This window comes from Rufibacter roseus (genome assembly GCF_001647285.1).
In the GTDB taxonomy this organism is placed as follows: domain Bacteria; phylum Bacteroidota; class Bacteroidia; order Cytophagales; family Hymenobacteraceae; genus Nibribacter; species Nibribacter roseus.
Genome location: NZ_LRML01000004.1, coordinates 26406 through 45810, shown reverse-complemented (window position 1 = coordinate 45810; position 19405 = coordinate 26406). Strand labels below are relative to the sequence as shown.

The window sequence follows — 19405 nt, the reverse complement described above, 5'->3', positions numbered from 1 at the left end:
CCATTACTCTCCTGTTTGAGTACATAGTCTGTTTAGGCTACCTTCCTTTCTGCTGTTTTCAGGGGCTGCGTTAGTTTTATGAAATCTACTCGCTTGCTCATGTCAATGGGGTAGTTTTTTCTTACCCGCTTCAAGGAGTAAAAAGAGTTCATGAAGAAGGACATGAGAAAAGCGCCCAATCTTAAAGTAAACGCCCCGCGTAGAATTCTCTTGAAGGAGTACTGGGGCGAAAAAGACTTCTTCCATAACGCTCTATGGGCCTCTAGCAACTGCGTCTGGGTTATTTTCTTGGGTTTAAATGCCACGTTGTAACCATTGTAAAAATTCCAGCTTCTTTCAGGGAGCATGCGGCCTTCCATTTCAAGTTTGGTGTAGATAGGAGTTCCTCTGAAAGGCGTCATGATGCTGAGGAACGGAACATCAATGCCTATTTCCATGAGCTGGTCGGCCATGTTGATGATGCTCTGCTCGTCATCGTGGTCAAATCCGGCAATGAAACCTGCCATCACGGCAATGCCTCTTTTCCTGATAGCCTTTACAGCCTCTTTGTAGTTCGCTATTTTGTTCTGCTTCTTGTTCGCATCAGCCAGCGATTCAACTCCAAACGATTCAATGCCCAGAAAAACGCCAATGCAGCCAGAGGCTTTCATCAAATCCAGCAGTTCAGGGTCTTTGGCAATATCCATGCTGGCTTGGGTGAGCCACCACTTTTTTAAGGGAACCATTTCTGTGAGCAACTGCCGGATGTATGGTCTTTTGATGGTGAGGTTATCATCCCAGAACCAAACAATTTTCCGTTGCCACCAATGCGGGAATTGATCATAGGAGGCGTCTCGCACCACATCCTCCACTGGCCGTAGTCTGAACCCGGGATTCAGCGAAGGAACCGTGCAGAAGGAGCAGGAGAACGGGCAGCCGCGGGTGGCTTGAATCACTTTCTTGATGAAGAACCGATTGGGCAGCAAATCATAGCGGGGTGTGGGTAAGTTGGTCATGTCACATGGTGAACCCGCATAGATAGGTTGCAGCTGCCCGTATTCAATGTCTTGCAAGAGAGCGGGCCATACGTTTTCTGCTTCGCCGGTGACAATGGCATCAAAGTAGGTGAGCGCTTCTTCCTGGCAATATGTCACATGAGGGCCTCCCGCTACCACTAGCTTGCCTCTTTTCTTGAACTCCACCGCCAGGTTATACGCCGCCACCGCAAAGCCACTGAAGAAAGAAATAGCAATGACATCGGCATCGGTTTCATAGTCCAGCTTGTCAATCTGTTGATGGAACACCCGCACGTCATGCTCCGCAGGGGTAATGGCGGCCAAATGAATACCTGTTATTGGGGGTACAAAGTCCCGTTCATGCCCAAATTCATACCGTTGCACATAGGCTATAATGATGTCTATTTTCATAATGATGTTTTAAAATGGTTGATGATTTTTTAGTGCAGGAGAATCGGATTATAATTCCTGTTTTCAGGCGGTTTTATGAAAAAGAGACCGAAAACAGATGCCCCCTAATTGCATTCGTACTAGGGGCATGAGCTACGGCGTTTGGCTGCCACTCTTCCCCTGGTCATCCTGAGCGCAGCCGAAGGATCTAACTAGGATTAATTCAGAGCTGACATCCCTGTAGCATCCTGCATATTAGATTCTTGAAGCCAACTGGTAAGGAGGATGAAAGGAAAAGAACTAGCCAGGCAGCGCATTTCTTATTCATTAGAGTCATAGCAAAGCAGTTAATAGAAAGTATCTCCTCGTTAGATCCTTCGGCTGCGCTCAGGATGACCTGGAAAAGGTGAAACACTGCCAGAGGATGTCCTTTTTGAATTGCTGAGGTTACCGGCGGCTGGTCAGGTCATTCACGCGGGTAAATCTGATGTTGCGCACAACTGGGTTACTGTAGTCTATGGCCACTACTTTACCCCCTTTGTCCCGCACGAAACGTAGGGTCATACCGCTTAATTGGAACGTGTCACGCTCCACCGCTTTTAAGGGGAAGCTTTGGGCGTCGTTAGCACTTCCCGTCAAACCCTCTTTGCCAATGGCCATGTCTAAAAAAGAACCTATTTCATCATTGGCATACCGACCAGCAAAGGCTTGTAATTCAGCGGCGGAAGGAGAGTATGGCTTAGCTCGACGGTATTTCGTCACTTGGCCTTCCATAGACTTCAGTTCAAATTTGTCTGGCGAAAGAAAGTTGATTTCAAACTCGTCTTGTGACATGAACTGTACGAAAGCTCCCCAGCGCTTGAAACGGTCTTTGCTCACAGGCACCAAACCTGGCCCGCCCGCTATCCGGAGGCGGTCGCGGTCTATTACCAGGCGCAGCGATTCACCGGTTTGTTCGTTGAAGAAAAGTCCGGCATTAGATTTGGCATCTTCCAGCGCTTCACCTGTAACAGCGGGCGGTGGTCCGGCCATTTGATCTTGCGGAGCTGAATAGTTCACAAATAAATCGGCTACACGCTCTGCCAAACCGGAGGCAGGCTTGGCGTCTGAATTACACACCACCGCAATGGAAACACCCTGCTCCGGAAAGCTGCCTAACCAAGTGTGATAGCCCGCCGCGCCGCCAGAGTGCCACACCTCTTTTACTCCACGATAGGTCTCTAAATATAAACCACGGGCGTAGCCGAGCTTTCTGCCATTGTTCAGCTGGGCCGGTTCCTGCAGTTTTTCGGTTACAAAGGTTCCAAGACGAGCGCTGTGGAGGGCATTGTTCCAGAGAAGTAAGTCACTAGCGGTGCTTAGTATTGCTCCGCCACCGCGGTCATTGCCCAGGTATATGTCCAGTTTCCAGCCGTCTTTCTGCTTCTCGTAGCCAAGGGCTCTGTTTTTCACCACGGCGGTCATATCCGTCACGTAAGAAGTAGACTTCATGCCGAACGGCTCAAACAGACGCTGGCGCAGGAATTCGGCTATGGGCGTTTTAGCTGTTCGTTCCACAATTTCCACCAGCAATACGTAGCCGCTGTTAGAGTAAGAAAACTCCTCACCAGGTTTGAAATTGAGACCCCGCTGGCGCAGAATGAGAGCTAAGGCTTCTGGCTTTCCCTGGGCCAAAGGCATCAGGCCGGTCCAGTCCCGGATGCCGCTCGTGTGGGTGAGCAAGTGGTCAAGGGTTACCTTATGACCATAGTCTGGCAGATCTGGAAGGTATCTATGGATGTTTTCAGAAAGTGAAAGTTTCTTTTCTTCCACCAGTTGTAGAACCGCCGCAGCGATAAACTGCTTCCGTACCGAGCCAATGTCGAAAATGGCATTTGTGTTCATTGGTACTTCCCGCTCTAAATCTGCTAAGCCGTAGGCCTTGTTTACCACTACTTTCCCGTTCTGGGTAATGGCGCACACGCACCCAGGAGTTTCTTTGGTGGCCCAACTGAAAATCTTATCTACATCATCTGTTTTGTTCTGGGCTTTGGCAGGCGCCCCGCTTAAAATGTAAGCGAGCAGAATAGAGGCAAGTATAATAAGGTTCCAGTTATAGGCGTACCCTTTTGGGGTTTGACCACCCTTGGCGCAAGCCTTGGCAGAGGAATTAGTTTCTTGTTTCATTTTAATATTAGTTGAAAATTAGAGGTTTTCTTGAGTTTTAAAAGTTCTTTGAATTACAAAGTTGAATTGCAAAAAAATAGACAAACGAAGCGGCTACTCCGGCAGGGCAACATGATAAGCGTCAAGACATTTTTTTAGCGGCTGACCTTGTTTATGAATACAGTCGCAGAAGTCACGGCACGCTTGGGGGTTGGGGCTGTCTTCGCACTGACTTAAGCAGTCTCTTGTGGTGTTGCGAGGCATGATGTCATAGCCGTAGAAGAATACAAGAAAAACCATGGCAACTGCTCCAAACGACCCAGCGAAGAACTTAAAGGGAAACTTGCTGCTTAAGTCTTTCCACTGGGGCAGCTCGTTCTCAACAGAAGGTCTATTAATCGGCAGTATGTATTTCCACTTGTGGTAATACCAGCAAAGCAAGTACAAATTGGCAAACACCATTAGGGGCGAGGAGACAAAAGAACCCTCAAAGCGCACCGACAGCGACAGAATGCAGATGTTCAGAATGATAGGGAAATAAATGACGGCTCCTAAAAGTGCCGTTCTAGGAAAGAGCAACAACACCGCCGCCGTTACCTGCATTACCCCTATCACGGTGTAGTAATAGCCGGTATGGAACAGCGCCTCCAGGTAATTACCCATGGGGTGGCTAACCGGCAATACCGTAAACCGCTCGCCCCACACCTTCACCATGCCAGAGGTAATAAAACCGAAAGCCAAGGCAAACCTCAGGAATATGGCAAATATATAGAGCCACTTGTTTCCGCGGGCCTGTAAATGCAGTTGGTCGAGTTTGGCAGAAATGTTCATTTGCTATTGGGTCTATTCCTCTTGCTTTACAGCTTGTCAATTATATCTCCCAAGTCACTTACACCCAAGGTAAACATGGTCAGAACAATAGCCAGCGCAATTCTGATGAGCACCGGAATGGAGAAATCATACTTTTCGGTGAGCCAAGTATAAGTAGGTGGGAAGTATAGGAGAGAGAGGATAAGATAAACCGCTCCTGGAATGGGGTGCACCAAAACAATGTTCAGAATTCCAACAATAACCAGAAGAGTGGCGAAAACCCAGCTGATGATATTTGAAATGTTAATTGTCTTTTCCATTGATTTTTAGTTAAGCTTCTACTTAGTGAAATTGAACTTTGAAAGTTACTTGTTGATTTAAGCGTATGTACTTGCCTGCGTTTTAGGCTTACTTTCTGAAAAACAGCTCTAAAACAGAGCATAACTAAGGCTAAATAACTGGCACTCTTTTCCCCTTTGTAGCTTATCTCGTAGGGAGAATAAATTGCTCCTTTCTATGGCGCGGAAGTTACTTCCGGGACTTTCGGATATTGATTTGCAAGTCACGGAAGTAACTTCCGCGCCATAATGGGCTGTTTCTGAAGGTTCCTCTCAAGTCCTTGTCATCCCGGGCCTTCAAAGGGGACTTAACAGGAATATGTGCACATAGGATTAAGCCTTGAAGACAATCATTTCCCTTACCTAAACCCGAAAATCAGCGGGAAAAGGAAAACCACTATCACTGTCCAGACGAAGTACACCGGCAGGTACACGGCAATGGCTCTACCTACTTCTGTAACTGCGGCTTTCCGGATGGTGGCTTTGAACAACATGACAGTTACTAACAGCAGGTGCACCAAGATTAAGAAGTTGCCGCCCAGCACCGCCAACCGGTTAGGGGTAATGCCCCACTCAGAGATTCTGAAGGTAATAGCTGACAGCGCAATGCCGTTTACTACCACCGTCACGACAGACAGCAGAAGCAGAATCCAAATCGCCGAGGAAGAAGTTGATTTGGTAGAGCTTTCCGCTACGGAAAAGAAAATCAAAGCCATTACTCCAATGAGTAACAGGTTGAACAGCAACAGGAACTCTCTGTCGTTGTATGGGTCTTTGCCCGAGAAGATGATGGCGCCCAGGTAAACAACCAGCATGGCCAGTACCAGCGGACTGAAAAGTTTGGCAATGACCGGTGATACTTTGTTCACCAGCTGCGGGTTTGATTGGGTTAAGTAAGTAGCCACAATGGGCACGGCAGGCAGACCAAACGCCACCACATACTCAAAATAAAACTTTTCAATGCTGAACCCAATCAAAGAGAATAGCCCAATAGTAATGGCTGTCATAATTCCGCCAGCTATAACTAGCATGGCTGACATAACCGCTAAATCGCCGTTGAAGCGCAGGAAGCTTAATCGCTTTTTGTAGTCCCTGAGTTCATTGCCAGAGAAGGATACCCCCAGCACCACCCACAGCAACAATGGCAAGTGAATACAAGCTAATATCAGTGTATCACTTTGGTTATTGTTGGGGAGGAAATTAATGTACAGCAGGCACACCAGAATAACCGCACAGACAAACGCTATCTTTTTACCAGATAGGTTACTCCTCCAGGCGAAATAGGCCGTTAAGAAGGGCAGTACCAGAAAACTGATGTTGCGTGGGAAGAAATACTCCTCATCAACAGGGAAGAAGGAGGGGATTTTTACCAACAGCCCAGCTACAAAAGCGAGCAGCACCACAAACAGGAACTCCTTTCGGCTTCCCCAGGAAATGGCATCTGATTCGTAGTTCAGCCTTTCGTGCCAGAAATCGGCTAGCACGTTGCCGCTCAGTTGCGGGTAAAGACTGCTGAACTCCTGCCTGAAACTGGTTTTGTTTGTCCGGTACAGCTTCTCTAACTGGCCCGGACTATTTAGGTGATTAAGTATTTGTTCTTTCATGGGTTTGTTCATTTTGCCTGATGCGAAAGTGTCTTTAGCTTGTGCAATGTTCTTACTTTCTCAGTATCTCTGTTTTAGGCCTGCTTTTCTAAAAACAGACCTAAAACAGGTGCCTCTGCTTGAAAAAAAATGATGCTGTCTATTCGCTTTTTAGTCCCACATAGTGCCATCTAACCCAAGCACAATACCTAGCCACAGCCCAACCAAGTATACCAACACACTTAATAAAATAGCCAGTGCTTTGTTAAAACCGCGGGTACTTTGGTACATCATAAATGCGTAGAAGGCGCCGCCTGTTGCCCCCGCCAGTGGTGTAACAATCAAAGGTCTAATCATCCAGTAATCCCCGTAGGCACTAGGAGTGTCTGCCCCAAGCACAAAGAATAAGATGACCAATAAAGCAATTCCGGCGCCCACTAGTACTGGAGTCGCAAATGATGGGCTTGTTTGGGCAGAGTGATTGTTTTGAAGTGTCATGATTTTTAGATTTTGATGATAATTGATAATTATTAAAAGTTCTTTGTATTTCAAAGTAAGGGTGCAAAAAAATTAGTCGCCTTGGCGGTTGCTCAAAATTAACTTCTCCAGCGCGTCCAGGTGAGCTTTGAAAGCTTCACGGCCGGCATTGGTGGCGAGGTAGGTAGTATTGGGCTTGCGGCCCACAAACTGCTTCTCCACGCGCAGATATTCCGCTTCTTCCAGCGCGCGCAAATGGCTGGCCAGGTTCCCGTCGGTGAGTTGCAGAGTTTCTTTCAGAGTATTGAAATCCACCCTTTCCTCCACCATCAGCACCGACATAATGCCTAACCGCGCGCGGCTCTCAAACGCTTTATTTATATTGTCAAGAAACGTTTTCAAAGGGTGTTTACCGTTCGTATTTAAAGTACAACAGCGCGCCGTACACAATGTGCAGCACACCAAACCCAATTGTCCACGACAGCAGCCCGTAGCCTACAAAAAAGCCGGAGACTAATCCCAGTGCCAGTTCACATAGGCCCAGGTACCGAATGTCGCTAAACGTATACTTGCTGCCGTTGACTAGAGCCAAGCCGTAGAACACAAGCATAGTGGGTGCAATTAAGTACAAAATAGAATGATACAGTAACACCGCGCAGAAGACCCCACCCGCAAACAGGGGGATGGCCATGTTCAGAACTAACCGTTTTGATTGATTGTCCCAGATGCGCTGGTTGTTTTTATGTGCCCGCCTTATGGTAAAGAAAGAGGCTAACCCCAGCGCCACCACCAATACTGCCAGTGCCACTGTAAGCAAAAACAAAAGAGCGTCTTGGGTCAAGGTCAGGTTGTTGTCTGCACCATAGGCAATGTTCTGCTCACTCAAGTACCACATCACCACTGCCGCCCCGGCCAGTGCCGTAAGCCCCGCCGAAATACCTGAAAGTCCGCTTAAAGAAATAAACCGCGAAGAGCGATCCATTATGTTGCGGATCTCGTGCAGGGTTGCTAATTGTTCTTGCTGCTGATTCATTTTAAAGTACTTTGCGATTCAAAGTTAATAAAGCTTTACGGATTGGCAATAGGGGAGGATGAAAAATTTCAGAATTAATTTTTGTGGTCCTAGGAAAGCGTACCTCCCAAATAATCTGTTGCAATTTGGCTTTGCTCCGCAAGAGAACATTACAAGCCGTACAGGCATGAAAGAGAAAACATATGCTTCAAAAGCAAGCTGTTATACTTTTAACGAGCCTCGGAACGCTCTGGCGGCGTAATATGATTGTGCTCCGTTGTGGTACACGAAAACGTGGCCGTACCGGAAATCAGCGAAAAGAGCCCCGCCAAGTTTTCTGATGTCAGGAGGTGTCTGAATCCAGCTGGACGTTTTGGCATCAAATTTTCCGAATTGCTGTAGCTCGCGGTATTGTGCTTCAGACAATATCTCTACGCCCATGGCAGTTGCCATGTCTAAGGCGCTGGTTTCCGGTTTATGTTCTTTCCTTGACTCGAGCGCTTCGCGGTCGTAGCAAATACTTCTTCGGCCTTTGGGGCTCTCGGGGGAGCAGTCATAGAAAATATATTCTCCCGTCTGTTCGTCAACACCTACTACATCTGGTTCGCCGCCGGTTCTTTCCATTTCATAAAGCGACCACAGTTTCTCAGGAGAAGCTTCCAGCCTTGTTTGTACGTTAGTCCATTCAAGAGAAGGGTGGCGGTTGCGGTTCTTTTCAAAGCGGCTTTTCAGTGTACTTAACAGTTCCTTGTGTTGTTCAGCTGACAGCTTTTTGTTTACTCCCATTGGTGAAGGGTTTTTAGTTATGTACAAGCTATTTTCAATGACCACGTGTTTACGTAAAATCCTCCTTTCGTCAGTATCTAAGTTTTTAGAGGAATTACTGTTATTCTTCAAATACTGCTACCGCCCTAACAGGAGAACCGGTTCCTCCTCGAATTTTCAACGGAAGACCAATAAACCGAAATCTACCACGGCCAATCAGAAGATGCAGATTGATTAAGTTCTCATAGTGGGTAAACCCAAGCTCTCCACAAATTCTGTGTACTTCCTTGTTGCTAACGCCAGAAACGCCAGGAGCCATAGTTTCTACCCCAAAAGCAGAAATGCCCTTATTCCCTAACCATTTGGCAGCCTCTGCACTTATGCCAGGCCCATTTGCCCACTCTTTTCCTGGATAGTGTTTTCTATAATGGTCTGTGTATAGTAGTACGGTGTCGCCATTTTTGATTTCAAGCCCGTCCTTCATGCAAGCTGCTTCTAGATCTGTTGGCTCTATTAATTCCCTTAGACCTTTCTGTGAAAAATTTAAACATATTCCTTCTGTATAAAACATAAAGAGGGGCATGGTTTCAATAGATTGCCCTCTGTTTTGACGGCTCATGTGACTCAAAGCATCTACATGGGTGCCAGTATGTTCACTAAACTCCAACTTGTTTACACTGGGGGAAATGTGTGGCGAGTCAGCAATGCCCTCCCATTCTTCGTGCGAACTATGCATAATGATGGTTACCTCTGGAAGAACTTTATGAACAGGCATACCTGAAAATATTTCCTGGCTTAAATCTATCAATTCATGCATTTTGTACTCTATTGTTTTTAGAATGGCACGTACTTTCTATACAAACTCTGAAGATAATTTTAGAAAAAGCTATTCTTTGAGGTTTAGAACATACAAATTAACCTTGCCGTCTTTACTAGAGGTAAACAAGACTTTGTTCTTTTTTTCCAAAAAGCCTATGGCAGTTTCCCTGAATTCGTTATCTGTCAGGCGTTTTACCTCAGAACCATCAAGGGTGACAGAATACAGTTCGGCTAACTTATCAGGTGCAGAGTAATCCATGGAGGTAAAGAGTATTCTGGAGCCATCCGGGAAAAAATCTATTGGATAGTTTTGTGCAGTGGAGGTGGTAAGTTGCTTGAAGTCTGTACCGCTCATACCACTTCCAAAAACTTGCCATGACTGAGGGAGGGTGGGATTGGTTGTACCACTTGCGGTGACACTCTTTCTAAGAGCAACAAACGTTTTAAGAGGAGATATTTTAACTGGAATTGCAGGGGCCAAGTTTGTAAAGTTATTTCCCTCTGCATCCATCAGGTAAGCGTTACCCACGTAATCATCTACTAAAAATAGTTCTTTGTCTGAAGTTACATCTACTACCACTCCTTTACTGCTAATCATTTTGTTCTGGGTGCCGTTCAGGTTCGTTTTCCAGATAGTGTTGCAGGAACAATTGCCAATACTCATGTTTTTACCATAAACAAGGGTTTTGTCATCATCTGCAAAAGAATAGGGAAAGAAAGTAGTGTTGGCACTAATTACTTTTCTAAGATTACTACCGTCTGAATTGACAAGGTGCAAATCAGAAACATTTCCAGAATTGGCATAGGTCATGGTTTCAAACGCCAGTAATTTTCCGTTCGCTGAAACTATGGGGGCATAGGAGAGATGGTTCGGGTAAGTGAGAATCTTTTTTTGATTACTCCCGTCAGATTTAATGGAGTAGATCTCTGTGTGTAAATCTCCGTTGGGCTGGTTTTTATAGATAGTATAAAAAATAGTGGACCCATCTGGGCTTATTCGCACTTGATATATATTTTTTGTATGATTGGTGAGCTGCTGTATTTCCGGAACCGGCTGTGGCTCGTCCTGATGGTCTTTGCAGGAGAAAATACATATTAGCAGAAGTAGGGTGAGGATATTTTTCATGGGGAAAGTTTGATATCTATTTACCTAAATATTTGCTTTGTTAGGTGGTAAAATAAAGGCACAGCTCAATTAATATTAGGCGGTAGATCAGCCGAAGATGCCACTTACACAATTGACCCTAAGGTATTTAAACTTTTCTACTATCTCATTATCTATGTGTTAAGAAATGAAGCTGATATTGCCCAGTAATGATGTGTTGAAAAGGAGCTGTGCAGTTGTGTTTTGGTTTACCCACTTTCATTAGACTCTGCCACGGAGTTAATATACCTCAGCATTTTTCTTCACGGGTTCTTCATTTACTAAACTGTCTCTGGTGTTTTTCTGCACCGCAATAGAAGCAAAGAGGCTTAGCAGGAATGACATGGCATAGAACCCTTTTTCACTAAGAAGTAAATCTGCATTCCAAAGCCCCACGGTCAGCAACACTACCGCTAGAATGGTAGAAAACCAGCTAAGCCCGTAATAGATATTGGTCACAGGAATTCCCTCTAGCTGGTCGCGCACACTTTTTTGGAGAGAGATAGCTGAGAACAAACCATACATTAATACGGTGAAATAATAGCCTTTTTCGTTCAGCATCATTTCTGCATTCCACAGCCCTATCATATAGGCTGTAATACCAGTAAGTAAAGTAGCCCAGGAGGCGGCCACAAATGCGTTGGATGGTTTCTGATTCATTTTTCTTTTTCTTTTAGTGATGAATCAAAGGTATACCAGTCCTGAATCCTTTCTTTTGACTTATGTCAAAAACGGAGGTGCCTTATACTTGGCTTCTTATTCTGCTCAGGGTTTCCTGGCTGATACCCAGGTAAGATGCAATCTGGCCCAGAGAGATTCTTTGGAGAATATGCGGCGAGGTTTCTATGAGCTGTTCATACCGCTCCCGAGCTGTTTTGAACTGTAAGCCCATTAATCGCTCTTCTAACCTGATATAATACTGCTCATTTATTATTCTTACTAGGCGCTCAAGGTCATTATGATGATCAAATAACTGGTTCAGCGCTTCAAAACTAATTCGCCACAAGGTGGAGTCTTCTAAAACTTGTATGTTCTCTACACCCGGCTTTCGAGAAATGAAGCTGTAGAAAGAAGTAACGAAGTTATTTTCGAAGCCAAACCAATAGGTGATTTCCTTTCCATCAAGCATATAGTACCCACGCAAACAGCCCCGTTCAAGAAAGTATAAATGGTTGCATACCATTCCTTCCTGTATCAAAAATGAATTCTTTGAAACTTCTACCTGCGTTAATGCTCTGGAAAGAGCTTTCCATGCACCTAAAGAGATTGGATGGTATTGTGATATGCAATTAAATAATGCATTCATGTATAAAGCTCTTCTAGGTTAGGTATAGAGTTTTTTGGTTGGAGAGAGGGCTGGAGTATTTTCAAAAGGAAATCTGGTAGAGAACTTCTAAGAGTTCCTGCTTCATAGAGAGTTCATGGAGGCGAAAATATTCCTTTGTCTTTGTAGGAGCGCTATGGCTCTTTGAAGACTTGTAATTCCTTGAAACAGAGTTTGCAGGTAGTGGACCAGAAAGTATGTACTACCATCTTATCCCTTTCTGTTTTAGGGCTGTTTTTTCAAAAAATAGCCCTAAAACGCCTCTTTGTAGCTGAATTTTGTATCCCGGTTAAGGCTATTTATCTCTGATTCAGTCTCGAAAAGATTACTTCTGCTAAGCCCTCTGCATTCTGTTATTTTACTCTAGAATGAATTTAAGCCACTTCCCAAAAAGAAAACCAGCGTTGGCTATATCTATCAATACCACAATAGCAATTACTCCAAGAAGAAGATGTAGTGGTTTGAAATTTCTGTTTAGGATTTTCATAAAATGTGATGGTTGATTGTAAAATGGGTTAACTAAAATATATGTATAAATCAGGACGGAGAATCTAGAAAAGCCCTTGCTTCCTCTTCTCTGCCTTGGGCAATGAGAAATTCACCGTAATGCTGATTCAGCATATCAACCGGTTTAGCCATGTTCTTGAAAGCTAACCGGAAGTTTACTTCTGCCAGTTCACTTTCTCCAGTGGCTTGATAGTATAAAGCTAGGTTCCGGTAGGAATAAGCAGGGTCATTGTTCATGGTAGCAATTGCCTGGTCAATATAATGTTTCCCTTCCTCTAATCTACCTAATCTAATAAAAGAATAGGCCAGGTTGTCACTGGCAATACTATGCTTAGGTTCAATGTCAAGGGCCTTTAAATAATTGGAAATGCTTAACTTAAATTCTCCTTTTCGGGTCAGGTTGTAGCCAATATCATTGTATACCTCCGCCTTAAGCAGCTCGTCATTTGTGAGGAACAAGATTTTCTGTAGCGTAGAGATAGCCGAATCAAAGTCGTTGTTTTCATATTCGTCTATTGACTGCTTGAGTAGGTCATGTGCTTCCAGCTCTCCTTTAGAATATAAGGGACTGGGGTGTTCATCTAAATAAGCCATTGCTTTCTCAAACTTAGCGTTGAGGCCCTGCGGGAGTTCAGTTTTCCATTGGGGGTTGTTCTGCTCTATCAGTTTTGAATAGGTGGCAAGAGCAAAAGCCATTACTTCCTCAGGTATTCCGGCTACAAAGCGCCAGTTAGAGTGCCAAAGGCCATTGGTTGATGCACCGCTGTATATCATGTACTGAGATTGTATGACACCAAAACCAAAGTAAATGCCTGCCAGGTAAATAAACAGGCTGGTGTCTTCGCCTGAGTCAAAGTCCAGCCGGCTCTCCGTTAGCCGTATTTTGACAAACTCAAAGATCAGGCTGAAAATTAGCCGTTTCGGGTGCTGTAGCAGACTTTTTGCAACATAGATCCTGTAGTTGCCTTCAGCGATCTCTGTACGGGTTTCGAATAATTCACCGTCTATTTCATAGGGAGTCGCAAATGAATCGCGTAAGTCTTCTACATATTCAAAGCTGATTTTTGTAGGGTCTAAAAGTAGAATTGTAGCCAGATCGTTTACTATATCTTGTACATCTATCTTATGCGCTTTGAACGTATTGGGGAATAAAGTTTCATTAAACAATAACTGCTGGCTTTGCCTGCTCGGGTAGCCGTAAGCCTGAATCAGCCACTTGAAATTGTCTTCCACCCACTCTCTGTCGGGCTCAGTAATGTTGAACGTAGTGTCTTTGTTGTTACTGAGGAATCCGAACAATTTCATGTCAAACGAATTATTTCCAACACATCTGGCTAAATGGCGGGCGGAGGTGTTATCTTAAGATTATCGATCTTGCCTTGTTGCCAAGCGTAACTCTATTGCACCTTTATTTTCTTCTCAATAAAAAAAGCTTTAAGTTCATCAGAGACAGGCTCTATTTTACTGATGCGTCTATTTTCGCCACCTTTCAACTTTAAGTCTAGAAACTCATTGCCATTCTTTTTTTTGAAAATAGCCATTCCAATTTCCTGAAGGTCAATTTCGCCTTTAGTCGTCCTAAACAAGGTATAGATAAGAACCGCTGCATGTAAAAGCCCGATAACGCTTCCTGTCCATAGCAAGAATTCGTCGCCCGTTTTCATGTATCTCAATACCGACAAGATACCATAGACGGTCCAGATGGCTGAGAAAGTGATTCTTCTGTACTTTTCTGTTTTTGCCTTGTCTATGATCGTGATTTTCTCTTCACTTAATACTATTTCACCTTTTTCTAAGGGTAAAGTTCTTTCCATTTATATAAATATTATGTTTGCCAACGCTCTGCCTAAGTTTAGCTTATGCACCAATATTAGCAGAAATTCTTATTCTAGGTTTCCAAAATCTTTTGTTTTCTCAATCTCTCCGCTTCTGGTGTAATACGTCCACACACCATAAGCTTTGTGTGGTGAGGCAAATCTGGTTCCTATCCCTTCATCAGTCATTTTCAAGAACCTCTGTCCAACTTCCCAGAGCTGGTCTGGCCCGTAATACAACTTTAGTTTTTCTATTCTATACAATTTGCCATTTATTCTTTTGTATTCATAAACGCAATCTAGAATTACCCCATCCTGAGAGTTAGTTTCAAGGTAAGAAAGTAGATAACCTAGGCTATCTGATTTCATTGTTGCTATAAGACTGCCACTGGCGCCAAACCTCTTTGCCTCTCCTATAAAGAAATAGTGCAGCTTGTTCTTGAGTTGTACAATACCTATGGTGCCTTCATATCCTTCAAAAGACTTTGATCTTTTCCTGTCAATGACTTTATAGACCGTTCGGCTAGATTGTACAGAGTCGTATTCAGCCGCCGAAAGAAGCTTTTTTAGGTTTTGTCCATAGGAGTGCAACGAGAACAAAAGGAATATGAGAAAGAGAAGCTGCTTCATATTTATTCTTATGAATGACCGCAACGTTGCAAGCGAGCGCTGACGATTTAATTTATGACCAGAATCAGCATTGTTTTTATACCCAGTCGGGCGTGGGTTTATCTATTCGTACATTTGGTAGGTTTGCGTGCTGCTGGTTTTTGCAATACCATAATTTTCTTCATCGCGGAAATTCACCACACCTGAATTTATTGTTTCTTTATCTTCTCTGAGTTCCTGCGCTAGCTTTCCGATTTCTAGGGAAATTTGTTCTTTTTTAGCTGGGCTGTACTCATTAAACTTTGGGTCAAGAAGTGATACAGTCAATTCGCTATTGTTTTTGATGTTTATTTCTATTTTATCGGTTTCATATTTTTCAGTTATAGATTTCTTTAATCTATACATGTATTTAAATTCTCCGGTTACTTCTGAACAGCTGAATAAGAAAGGTAAGAGAATCGTCAGAATTGCGGAAGTGCATTTTTTCATTCTTATAGTTTTAGATTGTTATGAAAAATATTGTGGGACTTATGGTCAGCGTCTGATATAGACAATGCGCTAAACTGTGTGCTGATGCCGTCGGCCAAGGCTGGCGTTTAGCTGTTGTTGGGTGTAGTATTATTTTCTTGCTTTACTCAATTCATTAAGCTTTATAGAATACTCATCTATTAAGTCATAAATTGCCTTTTGGCTTTTGCCAAATTCTTTATTATCGCATTCGGTATTTACTATAAAATATCTGCCTATTTTGCTGTCTTTGTCAAACCAAATAACTGAAAACAAACCAGGGTCGCCACCTGTATGACCAAAATTGCCAGTAGAGCCGAACCCCATAGTTATTCCCATATTGTATTCGTCACTATATTCACTTGTGCTTCTATCTATGAAATTCTCAGCCTTCAGTTGTGGAGTAAAATATTCATTGTAGCTTTCTTTTGAAAGAAGAGTGCCTTTCCCCAAATATCCTTTCATTAATTCTAAGATATATTTACTCATATCATTTGCGGTAGTCAACATTCCGCCATCTGGATAAGTATTTAGCGAGTAGTAAGGGTAAGGTGTTGTCTTATTTTGAAATGTATGGGTGTAATTTGAAAAGTCAATTGTATTAAAACTCCAGCCAGAACTATTCATTTGAAGCGGTTCCAAAATATATGCGGTTGTTAATTTATCATAAGATGTTCCTGTTGCTTTCTCCAAAACCAATGCTGCAAGTGTTGAACCAATATTGGAGTAATTAAAAAGCTTACCAGGCTCCTTTTTCAAAAATACTTCTTCCGAATACCATTGTCCGTTTGAGCCAAGGATGTTAATCAAGAATTCTTCAATAGATATTTTTGCAGATGGCGGATTAAACTTAGTTGGAGAAATGTCTATTTTAAGATTATTGGTAAGATTTGTTGTGTCCTTCAATACGACTGCATTAGTTAAATATCCTTCTGTATCGTTTATTGAGGAAGTATGAGTGGCCAAATGCCTAATTGTAATAGGTGTCTCAGGATAATAAGGATTTATTACCTTGAAAGGAAGGTATTCATTAATTGGGTCATCTAAATTTAGCTTCCCTAACTCCTGCGCTTTGAGTATCGCGATGCCAATAAAAGTTTTGGAGACAGATGCTATATTCTGAACAGTACTTTCATCATATTTTTGTTTTGTTTCAAAGTTGGTGATACCGAATCCATTTTGATATAATATCTCTTTGTCATTTACCAGTGCTACGCCAAATCCGTTAAAACATGTAGTTTTGCTAATTTCAGCTAATTTCTCTGTCATCTCTTTTTGAGCATTTACAAATTCCTTTGAATGCTCTTTTTTTATCGAGGTACAAGATATAATGATTAAAGAGGCAAATGCGATTATTATTGACTTTATCATTTAAAAGTTCATGTTTCTTTTCGGGAAGAATCGTTTTTTGTATTGCACCTAACGGCCTCATGCACCTTGTTAGGCTTTTGTACTTTATTACTTTTATTTCAAGTTGTAGGGTAAGTACCTCTCCCATTCCCACGGAGTAAAGGTGTCAGCAATTAACTGTTCTAACACTTCCTTGAATATTTTCTCCCCATTTGAGCTATTCGTCATTATAATGATAGAAATTCCTTTGTCAATAAAATTGATATTATAATGCTGCCAACCTTCATCATGTCCCTCTTTGAAAAAGGCCTTTCCAAATTTACTGCTAAGAAGACCCCAGCCAAGCCCATAAGATAATTTTATTGCTTTGTTATCTGAAGTGGTTTCTTCAGTAATTGTGGGGAATTGATATTTTGAGTGTATCTGTATTTGAGGTGTCAGCATCATTTTCCTGGTGCGCCTGTTAAGACCATTTCCCTGCATTATATTCTCTATGAATCGTGAATAATCAGCAACTGTAGTTTCTAAGGAACCAGCTCCTCCTGCTTTTTTTCTTTTTTTCTTTCCTAAAAGTGTCTCGGTTTCATCGTGCCCCATGGCATAATTGTTTTCAAAATGCGGCTGCCATACATAGCTGGTTCTTCGCATCCCTAAAGGCTTGAACACCTTTTCTTCTGCCAATTCATCCAGGCCCCGTCCAGTGATTTTTTCAATTGCCAATTGAAGTAATGCAAAACCTTCTCCTGAATAGGCGTACCTAGTGCCAGGGGTAAAATAAATAGCTAGTTTTCCATCAGAATCAAATTCGCCGGTTTTTGCATTTAGGAATCTCCAGTTCGGAAAACCTGTCGTATGACTGAGGCACATACGTGCCGTTATCAGTTTCCATCGGTCGTCACCTGAAAGCTCCATGTAGTTTTCATACTGTGTCAAGGGTTTGTCGAGGTACTGATAAAGCGGCTTATCTAAGTCTAATAGGCCTTCCTGAACAAGTAACAGGCTCAAATAGGCAAAAACAGCTTTACTAAAAGACGCTCCATATAAAACGGTAGAGGTATCTAACAGTGCTTTTGTAGTATTATTTTTGAAACCGTAGGCTTTAGTGTAACCGATTTTATTGTTATTGATAATTGTTAATGCCAACCCAGTAACATCAGCTTTATCCATTAGCTGAAGAATTGTGCTGTCAATTTCAACTGATGTTATCTTTCTACCGTCAAGCCTTTTCAATTGAACATGTTGTCCAAAAGAGAAGTGAGAGCAAAAAAATATTATAGGCAGAATTTTTATCGTATTTCTCATTAGACTTTTCAATATACATTCAATCCTAAAGAGCTTTTGGTATTACGCCTACTGGTTAGTATCAACAGCGAGCGAGGCCCTCGGCCGTAACATGACTTTTACACAGTTTTGGCAATTGTATTTATTTAGTTAAGATTTTGAAATACTTCATGTTGTGAGTAAGTACTTCTCCTGGAACTACATCCTTTCCGTTGTAAATTATTGAATCGTATTTACATAGATTGGTGCCTGTAACTTTGTAAACTAGGTTGTACCCATTCTTACGCTTGTTTTTATCTAGAACAACTGCCTCTATCAAACACTTGAAATCACTATCACCTACTACATATGAGAAAACGGTCAAAGCGGTTCTGTTTGTCCCGTCAGAACGGAAGCTGCCACTAAACGGAATCCTTATAGTATCTCCAATTGCCAAGGCTTTGAAACGTCTTCTGTTTTCTTGCCTTTTTGCCTTTAGGTGCTTGCTAATTTCATCAAGTCTTGGTTTGATTGGTTCAAATTCTTTTCGGTAACATGGATACTCTCTTACGAAGAGGCCCTTGCTCTTTGCTGCCCTATGCAGTTCAGGAAGTTTGTCGAATTCTTTTTTACGAAGACGGTCTATTTTTTTACTGGACTTGTAGTGGTAGGTGGTGCCTTGAAGTAAAATAACCTCAAGGTAATTGCAGGTGTCGGGAATTGATGCAATAGCGGTTTCGTATCCAATGAAGCCAAAACTCAGGTTTATTGTTTCTTTGGGAATACTGATTTCAAAATATCCATCATTGTCAGTTTCTCCTAAAAGGACAGTATCCTTGCTGTATATCTGGACACCTGGAAGTTCATCTAAATTTTCATCTATTGTTCTCCCTTTGACAGTTTTTTGCCCAAACACATATGAAATGCTGGATAGGAATAATAAAACTGTAAGAAAGGTTCTAAGAGATTCCAAACTATCATTTTTGATTTTACCCCTAACGTCTAGTGTAAGCGGCGGGCGAGGCCGTCGGCCGAAGGCTGTCGTTTAGCTGATGTTGTAGGGCATTTTATTTTTCGAGACATTCTGCCAAATAGATTCTAAAATTTTTGTCATAAGTAAGAGGGAAAAACCAGGCCTTCCTTCCGTCCTCATGATCGATGGCCACCACCAAGACCTTAGTGCGTGTGTCTAAAGACAACTTGCTATCATCTATTGATCTTAGATCTACTCTTCCTGTATATTTAGTCTTAATTTTGTTGTCCTTGCCTCTAACGGAGTAAACCGTTACAAGCTGACCGCCAAGTTCTTTAATTTTTTTCAGCCGTTCTTCCGCATCAAACTTTCCTTTTTCAGGAAATATTTCACAATCTGTATGTTTAGTGACATCTAAAGTCTCTTGAGCATTTAGTGAAGTTGTCGAAAAAATAATAAAAAGGAGGAATGATAACAGTTTCATGTATTTTGATTTTTAATTAAAGTATTTCTAGACATAATTTAAATGCCTTACTTCCTCGTGTAATCAACGTGCGAGGCCGTTGGCCGTGACATGATGTTC

The 19405-nt window shown here is 42.6% G+C and carries 21 protein-coding genes; all 21 read right to left on the bottom strand.

The window, feature by feature from the left end; translation table 11 throughout:
• Window positions 1–32 precede the first annotated feature (32 nt).
• The 21 genes from A8O23_RS06530 to A8O23_RS06430 all read right to left on the bottom strand — a co-directional run bounded on the left by A8O23_RS06530 (window position 33) and on the right by A8O23_RS06430 (window position 19306).
• Window positions 33–1406, bottom strand: coding sequence for a B12-binding domain-containing radical SAM protein (locus A8O23_RS06530; RefSeq protein ID WP_066618463.1), 1374 nt, complete (start codon window positions 1404–1406; stop codon window positions 33–35).
• Window positions 1407–1832: 426 nt separating this feature from the next.
• Complete coding sequence (locus A8O23_RS06525) at window positions 1833–3551, bottom strand: serine hydrolase domain-containing protein (protein ID WP_066618459.1); 1719 nt, start codon at window positions 3549–3551, stop codon at window positions 1833–1835.
• Window positions 3552–3644: 93 nt separating this feature from the next.
• A complete protein-coding gene (locus A8O23_RS06520) occupies window positions 3645–4361 on the bottom strand; it encodes a hypothetical protein (protein WP_066618458.1) in 717 nt (238 codons plus the stop codon).
• A gap of 26 nt (window positions 4362–4387) precedes the next feature.
• Entirely contained in the window at window positions 4388–4660 is a 273-nt protein-coding gene (locus A8O23_RS06515; RefSeq protein ID WP_066618456.1) for a hypothetical protein, read from the bottom strand.
• Window positions 4661–5037: 377 nt separating this feature from the next.
• A complete protein-coding gene (locus tag A8O23_RS06510) occupies window positions 5038–6282 on the bottom strand; it encodes a DUF4153 domain-containing protein (protein WP_066619476.1) in 1245 nt (414 codons plus the stop codon).
• 150 nt (window positions 6283–6432) lie between these two features.
• Window positions 6433–6759, bottom strand: coding sequence for a potassium transporter KefB (locus A8O23_RS06505; RefSeq protein WP_066619475.1), 327 nt, complete (start codon window positions 6757–6759; stop codon window positions 6433–6435).
• A 72-nt stretch (window positions 6760–6831) separates the two neighbouring features.
• Window positions 6832–7140 (bottom strand): winged helix-turn-helix domain-containing protein, encoded by a 309-nt coding sequence (locus tag A8O23_RS06500; protein ID WP_066618450.1) that lies wholly within the window; start codon window positions 7138–7140, stop codon window positions 6832–6834.
• A 7-nt stretch (window positions 7141–7147) separates the two neighbouring features.
• Window positions 7148–7771: a hypothetical protein gene (locus A8O23_RS06495; RefSeq protein ID WP_066618443.1), complete on the bottom strand. Its 624-nt coding sequence runs from the start codon at window positions 7769–7771 to the stop codon at window positions 7148–7150.
• A 201-nt stretch (window positions 7772–7972) separates the two neighbouring features.
• Window positions 7973–8536, bottom strand: a complete 564-nt coding sequence (locus A8O23_RS06490) for a DUF4256 domain-containing protein (RefSeq protein ID WP_066619474.1) — start codon at window positions 8534–8536, stop codon at window positions 7973–7975.
• A gap of 100 nt (window positions 8537–8636) precedes the next feature.
• Window positions 8637–9332 carry a cyclase family protein gene (locus A8O23_RS06485; RefSeq protein ID WP_066618440.1) on the bottom strand — a complete coding sequence of 232 codons (696 nt, stop codon included), beginning with the start codon at window positions 9330–9332 and terminating at the stop codon, window positions 8637–8639.
• 69 nt (window positions 9333–9401) lie between these two features.
• Window positions 9402–10460, bottom strand: a complete 1059-nt coding sequence (locus A8O23_RS06480) for a TolB family protein (RefSeq protein ID WP_066618438.1) — start codon at window positions 10458–10460, stop codon at window positions 9402–9404.
• A gap of 258 nt (window positions 10461–10718) precedes the next feature.
• Window positions 10719–11138: an inner membrane protein YiaA gene (gene yiaA, locus A8O23_RS06475; RefSeq protein ID WP_066618436.1), complete on the bottom strand. Its 420-nt coding sequence runs from the start codon at window positions 11136–11138 to the stop codon at window positions 10719–10721.
• An 82-nt stretch (window positions 11139–11220) separates the two neighbouring features.
• Window positions 11221–11784 (bottom strand): Crp/Fnr family transcriptional regulator, encoded by a 564-nt coding sequence (locus A8O23_RS06470; RefSeq protein ID WP_066618426.1) that lies wholly within the window; start codon window positions 11782–11784, stop codon window positions 11221–11223.
• Between the two features lie 555 nt (window positions 11785–12339).
• The gene (locus tag A8O23_RS06465) at window positions 12340–13614 is read right to left on the bottom strand and encodes a tetratricopeptide repeat protein (protein WP_066618424.1); all 1275 of its coding nucleotides are present in this window, start codon (window positions 13612–13614) and stop codon (window positions 12340–12342) included.
• A gap of 92 nt (window positions 13615–13706) precedes the next feature.
• Window positions 13707–14123 (bottom strand): hypothetical protein, encoded by a 417-nt coding sequence (locus A8O23_RS06460; protein WP_066618422.1) that lies wholly within the window; start codon window positions 14121–14123, stop codon window positions 13707–13709.
• A 69-nt stretch (window positions 14124–14192) separates the two neighbouring features.
• The gene (locus A8O23_RS21410) at window positions 14193–14492 is read right to left on the bottom strand and encodes a hypothetical protein (protein WP_153042099.1); all 300 of its coding nucleotides are present in this window, start codon (window positions 14490–14492) and stop codon (window positions 14193–14195) included.
• A 363-nt stretch (window positions 14493–14855) separates the two neighbouring features.
• Window positions 14856–15221, bottom strand: coding sequence for a hypothetical protein (locus A8O23_RS06450; RefSeq protein WP_066618416.1), 366 nt, complete (start codon window positions 15219–15221; stop codon window positions 14856–14858).
• A 129-nt stretch (window positions 15222–15350) separates the two neighbouring features.
• Window positions 15351–16610 (bottom strand): serine hydrolase domain-containing protein, encoded by a 1260-nt coding sequence (locus A8O23_RS06445; protein WP_066618413.1) that lies wholly within the window; start codon window positions 16608–16610, stop codon window positions 15351–15353.
• A gap of 93 nt (window positions 16611–16703) precedes the next feature.
• Window positions 16704–17891, bottom strand: a complete 1188-nt coding sequence (locus tag A8O23_RS06440) for a serine hydrolase domain-containing protein (RefSeq protein WP_066618406.1) — start codon at window positions 17889–17891, stop codon at window positions 16704–16706.
• A gap of 121 nt (window positions 17892–18012) precedes the next feature.
• Window positions 18013–18822: a carboxypeptidase-like regulatory domain-containing protein gene (locus tag A8O23_RS06435; RefSeq protein WP_161486701.1), complete on the bottom strand. Its 810-nt coding sequence runs from the start codon at window positions 18820–18822 to the stop codon at window positions 18013–18015.
• 94 nt (window positions 18823–18916) lie between these two features.
• On the bottom strand, window positions 18917–19306 hold the full coding sequence (locus tag A8O23_RS06430) for a hypothetical protein (RefSeq protein ID WP_066618398.1): 390 nt from the start codon (window positions 19304–19306) through the stop codon (window positions 18917–18919).
• Between the last annotated feature and the right edge of the window lie 99 nt (window positions 19307–19405).

Bases quoted from the DNA above. Each gene is read 5' to 3' on its own strand.
- A8O23_RS06430 (WP_066618398.1), bottom strand. From the start codon at position 19,306: ATGAAACTGTTATCATTCCTCCTTTTTATTATTTTTTCGACAACTTCA.
- A8O23_RS06450 (WP_066618416.1), bottom strand. From the start codon at position 15,221: ATGAAAAAATGCACTTCCGCAATTCTGACGATTCTCTTACCTTTCTTA.
- A8O23_RS06465 (WP_066618424.1), bottom strand. From the start codon at position 13,614: ATGAAATTGTTCGGATTCCTCAGTAACAACAAAGACACTACGTTCAAC.
- A8O23_RS06525 (WP_066618459.1), bottom strand. From the start codon at position 3,551: ATGAAACAAGAAACTAATTCCTCTGCCAAGGCTTGCGCCAAGGGTGGT.
- A8O23_RS06530 (WP_066618463.1), bottom strand. From the start codon at position 1,406: ATGAAAATAGACATCATTATAGCCTATGTGCAACGGTATGAATTTGGG.
- yiaA (WP_066618436.1), bottom strand. From the start codon at position 11,138: ATGAATCAGAAACCATCCAACGCATTTGTGGCCGCCTCCTGGGCTACT.
- A8O23_RS06505 (WP_066619475.1), bottom strand. From the start codon at position 6,759: ATGACACTTCAAAACAATCACTCTGCCCAAACAAGCCCATCATTTGCG.
- A8O23_RS06510 (WP_066619476.1), bottom strand. From the start codon at position 6,282: ATGAAAGAACAAATACTTAATCACCTAAATAGTCCGGGCCAGTTAGAG.
- A8O23_RS06520 (WP_066618458.1), bottom strand. From the start codon at position 4,361: ATGAACATTTCTGCCAAACTCGACCAACTGCATTTACAGGCCCGCGGA.
- A8O23_RS06490 (WP_066619474.1), bottom strand. From the start codon at position 8,536: ATGGGAGTAAACAAAAAGCTGTCAGCTGAACAACACAAGGAACTGTTA.
- A8O23_RS06440 (WP_066618406.1), bottom strand. From the start codon at position 17,891: ATGAGAAATACGATAAAAATTCTGCCTATAATATTTTTTTGCTCTCAC.
- A8O23_RS06470 (WP_066618426.1), bottom strand. From the start codon at position 11,784: ATGAATGCATTATTTAATTGCATATCACAATACCATCCAATCTCTTTA.
- A8O23_RS06445 (WP_066618413.1), bottom strand. From the start codon at position 16,610: ATGATAAAGTCAATAATAATCGCATTTGCCTCTTTAATCATTATATCT.
- A8O23_RS06515 (WP_066618456.1), bottom strand. From the start codon at position 4,660: ATGGAAAAGACAATTAACATTTCAAATATCATCAGCTGGGTTTTCGCC.
- A8O23_RS06485 (WP_066618440.1), bottom strand. From the start codon at position 9,332: ATGCATGAATTGATAGATTTAAGCCAGGAAATATTTTCAGGTATGCCT.
- A8O23_RS21410 (WP_153042099.1), bottom strand. From the start codon at position 14,492: ATGAAATCAGATAGCCTAGGTTATCTACTTTCTTACCTTGAAACTAAC.
- A8O23_RS06495 (WP_066618443.1), bottom strand. From the start codon at position 7,771: ATGAATCAGCAGCAAGAACAATTAGCAACCCTGCACGAGATCCGCAAC.
- A8O23_RS06480 (WP_066618438.1), bottom strand. From the start codon at position 10,460: ATGAAAAATATCCTCACCCTACTTCTGCTAATATGTATTTTCTCCTGC.
- A8O23_RS06460 (WP_066618422.1), bottom strand. From the start codon at position 14,123: ATGGAAAGAACTTTACCCTTAGAAAAAGGTGAAATAGTATTAAGTGAA.